Annotated in this window: 10 protein-coding genes; all 10 read left to right on the forward strand. The window is 71.2% G+C overall.

Features of this window, described 5'->3' with window-relative positions; genetic code table 11:
- The first annotated feature begins 56 nt into the window (after positions 1-56).
- Complete coding sequence (locus C3489_RS31840) at positions 57-1,616, forward strand: glycosyl hydrolase 53 family protein (RefSeq protein WP_103785585.1); 1,560 nt, start codon at positions 57-59, stop codon at positions 1,614-1,616.
- Between the two features lie 271 nt (positions 1,617-1,887).
- The gene (locus C3489_RS31845; protein ID WP_103785586.1) at positions 1,888-2,175 is read left to right on the forward strand and encodes an ArsR family transcriptional regulator; all 288 of its coding nucleotides are present in this window, start codon (positions 1,888-1,890) and stop codon (positions 2,173-2,175) included.
- 10 nt (positions 2,176-2,185) lie between these two features.
- On the forward strand, positions 2,186-3,151 hold the full coding sequence (locus C3489_RS31850) for an SMP-30/gluconolactonase/LRE family protein (RefSeq protein ID WP_103785587.1): 966 nt from the start codon (positions 2,186-2,188) through the stop codon (positions 3,149-3,151).
- 71 nt (positions 3,152-3,222) lie between these two features.
- Positions 3,223-3,684, forward strand: coding sequence for a fluoride efflux transporter CrcB (gene crcB / locus C3489_RS31855; protein WP_103785588.1), 462 nt, complete (start codon positions 3,223-3,225; stop codon positions 3,682-3,684).
- Entirely contained in the window at positions 3,681-4,061 is a 381-nt protein-coding gene (locus tag C3489_RS31860; protein WP_103785589.1) for a DUF190 domain-containing protein, read from the forward strand. The genes crcB (C3489_RS31855) and C3489_RS31860 overlap by 4 nt, the downstream gene beginning before the upstream one ends.
- Entirely contained in the window at positions 4,058-4,432 is a 375-nt protein-coding gene (crcB, locus tag C3489_RS31865) for a fluoride efflux transporter CrcB (RefSeq protein ID WP_103785590.1), read from the forward strand. Before C3489_RS31860 ends, crcB (C3489_RS31865) begins: the two co-directional genes overlap by 4 nt.
- Before the next feature lie 75 nt (positions 4,433-4,507).
- Positions 4,508-5,344: an undecaprenyl-diphosphate phosphatase gene (locus C3489_RS31870; RefSeq protein WP_103785591.1), complete on the forward strand. Its 837-nt coding sequence runs from the start codon at positions 4,508-4,510 to the stop codon at positions 5,342-5,344.
- Between the two features lie 162 nt (positions 5,345-5,506).
- On the forward strand, positions 5,507-6,184 hold the full coding sequence (locus C3489_RS31875; RefSeq protein WP_103785592.1) for a FadR/GntR family transcriptional regulator: 678 nt from the start codon (positions 5,507-5,509) through the stop codon (positions 6,182-6,184).
- Entirely contained in the window at positions 6,181-7,608 is a 1,428-nt protein-coding gene (locus tag C3489_RS31880) for an amino acid permease (protein ID WP_103785593.1), read from the forward strand. The genes C3489_RS31875 and C3489_RS31880 overlap by 4 nt, the downstream gene beginning before the upstream one ends.
- A 41-nt stretch (positions 7,609-7,649) precedes the next feature.
- Positions 7,650-8,657, forward strand: coding sequence for an asparaginase (locus C3489_RS31885; protein WP_103785594.1), 1,008 nt, complete (start codon positions 7,650-7,652; stop codon positions 8,655-8,657).
- The last annotated feature ends 245 nt before the right edge of the window (positions 8,658-8,902 follow it).

Raw genomic sequence — 8,902 nt, forward strand, 5'->3', positions numbered from 1 at the left:
CCTCCACCTCCCGGTGGAAGGCCCCACTTTCCACGTCGAAGGGACGACGGACGACGATGTTCCATCCCGGACGCACCATCAGGGCCGTGCTGCTGCCGCTCGTTGCCGGGCTCGCCCTCACCGCCCTGCCCGCCCAGAGCGCACACGCCGCCTCGACGCTCACCAACGGCGGTTTCGAGGCCGACGGCACCGGCAGCGCCGCGCCCAGCGGCTGGTCGGAGTACGGCGACACCGGCGCGAGCTACACCGAGGCCGGCGGCCACAGCGGCGGCTACCGGCTCAGCCACTGGTCGTCCTCCGCCTACAAGGTGGAGACCTACCAGTACCTCTCGGGCCTGGCCAACGGCTCCTACACGCTCACCGCCTGGGTCCGCTCCAGCGGCGGGCAGAAGGCCGCCTACATAGCCCTGAAGAACTGCGGCGGCACCGAGCAGCGCACGGACCTGCCGGTCTCCGCCGGGGGCTGGATCAGGATCGTCACGCCGGTCAAGGTCACCGGCAACCAGTGCACGATCAGCATCAACAGTGACGCGAACGCCGGCAACTGGATCAACGTGGACGACCTGACCTTCACGTCGGGGACCACCGGACTGGCCGTCAAGGGTGCCGACATCTCCTCCCTCGCCAAGAGCGAAGCGTTCGGCGGCGTGTACCGGACCGCTTCCGGCACCACCGGCGACGCGGTCACCATCCTGAAGAACGCCGGCATGAACTACGCGCGCCTGAAGGTCTGGGTGAACCCCGCCGACGGCTACAACGACAAGGCCCGCGTGCTCGCCATGGCCAAGCGCGTCAAGGCCGCCGGCATGAAGCTGCTGGTCGACTTCCACTACTCCGACACCTGGGCCGACCCGGGCGCCCAGACGAAGCCGGCCGCCTGGGCGGGCCACTCCTACGGTCAACTCAAGACGGATGTGTACAACCACACCTACGACGTCTTGAACGCCTTGAAGGCCCAGGGCACCACAGCGGACATGGTCCAGGTGGGCAATGAGATCAATGGCGGCATGCTGTGGAGCGAGGGTTCCACCGACGACTGGACCCAGCTGGCCGGTCTGCTCAACAGTGGATACAACGCGGTCAAGGCGGTCAACTCCTCCACCCTCGTCGCCCTGCACCTGGCCAAGGGCGGCGACCTCTCCGGCACCCGCTGGTGGTTCGACAACGCCGTGGCCAACGGCGTGAGGTTCGACGCGATCGGCCTGTCCTACTACGGCTACTGGCACGGCCCGCTGTCCGACTTCCAGACCACCCTCGACGACGCCGCCTCCCGCTACGGCAAGCCGGTCTTCGTCGCCGAGACGGCCTACCCCTTCCGGCTGGACAGCGACGACGCGCTCACCAACCAGATCGACACCACCGGCGAGCTGGTGAGCGGCTACCCGGCGAGCGTGGCCGGGCAGACGGCGTGGATGAACACCGTCGCGAACATCGTGGAGGCCGTCCCGAACGGCCGCGGTCTCGGCGTCTTCTACTGGGAGGCGACCTGGACCGCGGTGACCGGCAACGGCTGGGACCCCGCCGACGCCTCCTCCGGCAACGGCTGGGAGAACCAGGCGCTGTTCGGCTACGACGACAGGGCGCTGACGTCGATGTCCTGGTTCAGCCACCGCTGACCTCATCCGGCGCGGCGCACCGCACCGGGCCCGGCCACCGCGACGGTGGCCGGGCCCCGCCCGTGCCGCAGCCGGGCGCCGGCCCCCGCCCGTGCCTCAGCCGCTGCCCGTTCCTCAGTCCCCGCGCCTGCCTCAGCTCCCCGCCGGCCCGGAACCGTTGGCCGACGCATCCCGGACAACGCGCGCCAAGTCCGGTACGCGAAGGCTGCCGCCGGGCAACAGTGGGAAGACGCGGTACGAAGGCCCGGCTCAGGCACCGGAGGGGGACACGATGGTGAGGGCTCCCGTCAGCGAGAGGCGTCTGGACATCCTGCAGTGGCTCAAGCACCGGCCCACGCCCGTCGTGGCGCCGCGCGGCGGCGATCCCGCGCACTGCGGCGTCACCGGTGAGGCGATCGCGGCCGGCCTCCGCCTGCCCCTGCGCATCGTCCGGTCCGACCTCGCCCTGCTCACCCGCGTCGGACTGCTGCGGGCCGACCGGGCCGGACCCCTCACCTACTACCGGCGGGACGAGGTCCGGATCGCCGAGGTGGCCCGCATGTTCGAGAAGGGCTGGTGACCCGCCCGGCATGGACCGCCCCACGGCACTGCGCCCACTGCGCTACGTCCGCCTCCCCGGCCACGGCCCCGAGGACGTGATCGCCGACCCGCACGGCCGGATCCTCACCGGCGTGGCCGACGGCCGCATCCTGCGCCTGGCCGGCCTGACCGAGCCGGAAGCCCCGCCCCGCGTCGAGACGCTCACCCGGACCGGCGGCCGACCGCTGGGCCTGGAACTGCTGCCCGACGGCGACCTGCTGATCTGCGACGCCGAACGCGGCCTGCTGCGCGCGGACCTCGGCACCGGCTCCGTACGGGTCCTGGTGGACGAGGTGGCGGGGGAGCGCCTGCGGTTCGCCAGCAACGCCGTCGCCGCACCCGACGGCAGCGTCTTCTTCACCGTCTCCAGCCGCCGCCACCCCCTGCAGAACTGGATCGGCGACATCGTCGAGGACACCCGCACCGGCCGCCTGCTCCGCCTCGGCCCCGGTGCCGCCACCCCCGAGGTCGTGCTGGAGGGGTTGCGCTTCGCCAACGGCCTCGCCCTGAGCGCCGACGGCACCTTCCTGATCCTGGCCGAGACGAGCGCGTACCGGCTCACCCGCTACTGGCTCACCGGACCCCGGGCCGGGCGGAGCGAACCCTTCGCCGAGAACCTCCCCGGGATGCCCGACAACCTGTGGCGGTCGGGCCCCGGCGGACCGGTCTGGGTCGCGCTCGCCGGCGCCCGCGTCCCCCCGCTCGACGTGCTCCACCGGGCCGCGCCCGCCGTACGCCGGGCCGCCGCCCGCGCGGCCGTACGCGCCCCCTTCCGCCCCACCGGCACCATCGGCGTCCTGGCCGTCGACGACGACGGCCGCGTCGTCCACCACCTCGCCCGGCGCCACTCCCGCTTCCGCATGGTCACCAGCGCCTGCACGACGGCCGGCCGGCTGGTCCTCGGCAGCCTGTGGGAGCCGGGCGTCGCGGTCTGCGCCCTGCCCACCGACGGGTGAGCCGCCGCCCGGCCCGGCGCTAGGCTGGTGCCGGCCGTGATCACCTGCACGGTGAGCAGGAGACGTACGACATGACAGCCCCGGAAGCCGAGAGCCTCCGCCTCCCGACCGCCCCGCGACGCCGGTCCACCTGGCGCGGTCAGCTGCCCGTCGTCGCGGTGGTCGCCCTCGGCGGCGGCTGCGGCGCGGCCGCCCGCTACGGAGCCGGGCTGGCCTGGCCCGCGCAGAGCGCCGGATTCCCCTGGACGACCATGTTGATCAACATCACCGGCTGCGCGGTGATGGGCGTGTTCATGGTCCTGATCACCGAGGCCCTGGCCGTGCACAAGCTGGTGCGGCCGTTCTTCGGCACCGGGGTTCTGGGCGGTTTCACCACCTTCTCCACCTACGCCGTCGACGCGCAGCAGCTCATCGACCACGGCCACGCGCGTACCGCGCTGACCTATCTGGCCGCGACGCCGCTCGCGGCGCTCCTCGCGGTGTGGCTCGCCGCCACGGCGACCCGCCGCGTCCTGACCTGGAGGCAGCCATGACCAGGCTGACCGGACGAGCCCTGCGCCTGACCGTCTTCATCGGCGAGACGGACACCTGGCACCACAAGCCCCTGTACGCGGAGATCGTGCACCGCGCCCACGCGGCCGGGCTCGCCGGGGCCAGCGTCTTCAAGGGCGTCGAGGGCTTCGGCGTGTCCTCCCTGATCCACACCTCGCGGCTGCTGTCGCTGAGCGAGGACCTGCCGGTGGCGATCGTCGTCGTGGACACCGAGGAGCGGGTGCGCGCCTTCCTGCCGCAGCTGGACGAGCTGGTCGGTGAGGGACTGGTGATCCTCGACGACTGCGAGGTGATCCGGTACGTGGGACGCGACGCCGAACCGGGCGAATCGGGCGGGAAGGGTAAGAAGTCGTTGTGAACTGGCTGCTCGTCGTCGCCGGGGGCATGGTCGGCGCACCCCTGCGCTATCTCACCGACCGCACGGTGCAGTCCCGGCACGACTCGGTCTTCCCCTGGGGTACCTTCACGGTCAACGTCGTCGGCTGCGTCGTCCTCGGCGTGCTGACCGGCGCGGCGGCCGCGGGCGCCGCGGGCTCCCACCTCCGGCTGCTGCTGGGCACGGGCCTGTGCGGGGCGCTGACGACGTACTCGACCTTCTCCTACGAGACGCTGCGGCTGACCGGGACCGGTGGCCGTCTCTACGCGGTGCTCAACGTCCTGGGGAGCGTGGCCGCAGGCCTCGGCGCGGCGTTCGCCGGGGTGGCCCTCGCCCAGGCGGTGTGGCCGTAGGCGCGGCCTCCAGCACTCATGTAGTAAGACTGTCCCGCCCCACTGTATCCGTATGCCCTCCAAGAACGGGAACCCATGAGCGTCATCAGCGTCGGCCAGGCCGTCGTCCTCGGAGCCGTCGAGGGAGTGACCGAGTTCCTCCCCGTCTCCTCCACCGGACATCTCAAGATCACCGAGGGGCTGATGGGGATTCCCGTCGACGACGACGCCGTCGTGGGGTTCTCGGCCGTCATCCAGGTCGGCGCCATCGCGGCCGTGCTCGTTTACTTCTTCAAGGACATCGTCCGGATCGTCTCCGCGTGGGGGCGCGGCCTGGTCGACAAGGAGCAGCGGTACCACCACGACTACAAGTTCGCCTGGTGGGTGATCGCCGCCACCGTCCCGATCGTGATCGTCGGCCTGGCCGCCAAGCCGCTCATCGAGGGCCCGCTGGCCTCCCTGTGGGTGGTGGCCGGCTCGCTGATCGTCGGCAGCGGCGTGATGTGGGCGGCCGACCAGATGGGCCGGCACAAGCGCGGTGAGGACGACACCTCGTTCAAGGACGCGATGCTGGTCGGCTGCTCGCAGATCCTCGCGCTGCTCTTCCCGGGCTTCTCCCGCTCCGGCGCCACGATGTCCACCGCGCTCATGCTCGACCTGGACCGGGTGGCCGCCACCCGCCTGTCCTTCTTCCTCGGCATCCCCGCCCTGACCGGCGCGGGCCTGTACGAGCTGAAGGACGCCCTCGGCACCGGCGTGGGCGCGGCCCCGCTGGCCGTCGGCACGATCGTGTCCTTCATCGTGGCCTACGCCTCCATCGCCTGGCTGCTGAAGTTCGTGGCCAAGCACTCCTTCAACGCCTTCGTGGTCTACCGCATCGTCGTCGGCGTGCTGCTGATGGGCCTGCTCAGCACGGGTGTGCTCGACGCCTGACCTGTGCCCTGCTGGGGGCGGTAAGCCGATTTACAGGCTTGCCGCCCCCTGAATTTTTCCTTCCATCCGCCTTGACACGGCCCCGCGGCCACACGGAGTATCTCTCCCGTGAACCTGTCAGACAGCCGGACAGCCGGACAGCCTCCGCGACGCATCAGCGCCATGGAAGCGGTGCTGAGCCATCTGCGCGCCGCCATCGAACGCGGCGAGTACGCCATAGGCGACAAGCTCCCCAGCGAAGCGGAGCTGTGCCGCACCCTGGAGGTCTCCCGGCCGGTCCTGCGCGAGGCGCTGCGCGCCCTGCAGACGATGGGCCTGACGGTCTCGCGTACCGGCAAGGGCACCTTCGTCGTCGCCAACGCCGTCGAGGACCCCACCTTCGGCGACTACGCGGCCAGCGACCTGCTGGAGGTGCGCCGGCACATCGAGATCCCCGTCGCCGGATACGCCGCCGTGCGCCGCACCCCGGAGAACCTCGACCACCTGGCGCATCTGCTGGACCGCATGGAGCGGGAGACGGACACCACCGCGTGGGTCGCGATGGACACCCTCTTCCACCTCGCCGTGGCCGAGGCCGCCCAGAACCCGGTCTTCCGCCGGGTCATCGAGGAGATCCGCGACGCACTGGCGCGTCAGTCGGCCTTCCTCAACGAGCTGGGCGGCCGGCGCGAGCAGTCCAACCGCGAGCACCGGGCGATCGTCGAGGCGCTGGTCGACGGTTCCGAGCACGACGCGATCGAGGCCATGGCCCACCATCTCGACCGCGTCGAGACCACCCTCACCGACATCGTGCGCCCCGCGCGCACGACACACCCCATGGAAGGCGGACCAGAGGCGTGAGCGAACAGCACCTCAAAGACGAGACGCGCCCCTCGACCCGTCACATCGACGCCGGAGACGCGGGCTACAGCAAGTCCCTGAAGTCCCGGCACGTCAACATGATCGCCATCGGCGGAGCGATAGGCACCGGCCTGTTCCTCGGGGCGGGCGGCCGCCTGGCCGACGCCGGCCCCTCCCTGTTCATCGCGTACGCGGTCTGCGGAATCTTCGCCTTCCTGGTCGTACGCGCCCTGGGCGAACTCGTCCTCTACCGCCCCTCCTCCGGCGCGTTCGTGTCCTACGCCCGTGAGTTCCTGGGCGAGAAGGGCGCGTACACCGCGGGCTGGATGTACTTCCTCAACTGGGCGACGACCGGCATCGCCGACATCACGGCGGTGGCCACCTACACCCACTACTGGGGCATGTTCTCCGACATCCCCCAATGGTTGATCGCATTGATCGCCCTGGCGATCGTCCTGACCGTCAACCTGATCTCGGTGAAGATCTTCGGCGAGCTGGAGTTCTGGTTCGCGATCATCAAGGTCGCCGCGCTGGTCACCTTCATGTGCATCGGCATCTTCCTCCTGGTGACCCGGCACCCGGTCGACGGAACGACCCCCGGCCCGTCCCTGATCACCGACAACGGCGGCGTCTTCCCCAACGGCCTGCTGCCCATGCTGCTGATCATCCAGGGCGTCGTCTTCGCCTACGCCTCCGTCGAACTGGTCGGCGTCGCGGCCGGTGAGACCGAGAACCCTGAGAAGATCATGCCGAAGGCGATCAACTCGATCATGTGGCGCGTGGGCCTGTTCTACGTCGGCTCGGTCGTCCTCCTGTCGATGCTCCTGCCGTGGAACAAGTACACGTCGGGCGAGAGCCCCTTCGTGACGGTCCTGTCCAACATCGGCGTCCCCGCGGCAGGCGGCGTGATGAACCTGGTCGTCCTCACCGCGGCCATGTCATCGCTCAACTCGGGCCTGTACTCCACGGGCCGCATCCTGCGGTCCATGGCGGTCAGCGGCTCGGCCCCGAAGTTCACCGCGCGGATGAGCCGCACCCAGGTCCCCTACGGCGGCATCCTGCTCACCAGCGGCATCTGCGTCCTCGGCGTCGGCCTGAACTTCGTCGTCCCCAAGGACGCCTTCGAGATCGTCCTGAACTTCGCGGCGATCGGCATCCTCGCCACCTGGGGCATGATCATGATCTGTCACCTGCGCTTCTGGCAGAAGACGCAGCAAGGCGAACTGACCCGCCCCGGCTACCGCCTCCCGGGCTCCCCCTGGACCGAACTCGTGACGTTGGCCTTCCTCGCCTCCGTCCTGATCCTCATGTACGCCGACGGCGGCGCCGGACGCACCACCGTGCAGTGCCTGCCGCTGATCGTCGGCGCCCTCGTCGCGGGCTGGTACGCCATCCGCGGCCGCCTCGCCAGGGCCGGCACGTGACCCGCGCCGGCCGTCACCACCCCCTACCCAACCAGGCAGAGATGTACAGCAGTTCCCTGGCGGACGCACCCCAGATCCGCGAACCCCTCCACGCCCCCGTCGCCCACCTCATACGCGGCGGCGTGATCGAGGGCATCCACTACGGCTCGGTGGCCGTCCTCCACCCCGACGGCACTCCCGCCTTCCAACTCGGCGACATCGAGGCGGCGTTCTACCCCCGCTCGGCCGTCAAGCCGCTCCAGGCGGTGGCCATGGTCCGAGCCGGCCTGCCGCTCGACGGCGACCTCCTCTCCCTCGCCGCGGCCAGCCACTCCGGCGAAGAGGTCCACCTCAAGGGCACCCAGCGCATCCTGGAACTGGCCGGCCTCACCGAGGACGACCTGCGCAACGTCCCCGACCTGCCCTTCGACCCGGCCGTACGGGACACCTGGATCCGGGAGGGACGCGGCCCGTCCCGCCTGGCCCAGAACTGCTCGGGCAAGCACGCGGCCATGCTGTACACCTGCAAGCTCAACGGCTGGTCCCTGGAGGACTACCTCGATCCCGGCCACCCCCTCCAGAAGGCCATCGCCGAGATCGTCGAGGACCTCACCGGGCAGCGGATCGCGCAGGTCACGGTGGACGGCTGCGGCGCCCCCCTCTTCTCCATCTCCCTGCACGGCCTGGCCCGGGCGGCGGCCCGCATCACCACGGCGGCCCCCGGCACCCCGGAGTCCCGCGTGGCCGACGCGATGCGCGACCACGCCGAGATGGCCTCCGGCACGGGCCGCGACGTGGCCGCGCTGATGCGGGCGGTGCCGGGACTGCTGGCCAAGGACGGCTTCGAGGGCGTCCAGGTGGCGGCGCTGCCGGACGGCCGGGCGATCGCGGTCAAGATCGCCGACGGGGCGAACCGGGCGCGTATCCCGGTGGCAGCGGCGGCGCTGGCCCGCGCGGGGGTGGACCCGACCCTGCTCACCCAGTTCGCGGGCGAGCCCTTGCTGGGCGGCGGAGCCCCGGTAGGCGAAATCCGCCCAGTCCGCGCGCTGGACCCCCTGCCCCGCCCCTGACGCACCCGGCGTCTCCAGGCACCCATCGGCTGCGGCGGGCCGGGGGTGGGTGCGCTCACCGGCGCTGGCGGGGTGCCTCCCCCAAGCTCTTCGAGCAGGGGGGACCCCCAGCGCCCACCCGTGCCGCCCCAGCGGCACGACTGCCCGCAGCTATGCGGGGACGGGTGCCGCCCCCCGGCGGTGGCTCGCAGCTATGCGGGGACGGGTGCCGCTCCCGCGCGGCGGCCCGCAGCAATGCGGGACGG

Origin of the sequence: Streptomyces sp. Ru71 (assembly GCF_002920535.1) — a bacterium.
In the GTDB taxonomy this organism is placed as follows: domain Bacteria; phylum Actinomycetota; class Actinomycetes; order Streptomycetales; family Streptomycetaceae; genus Streptomyces.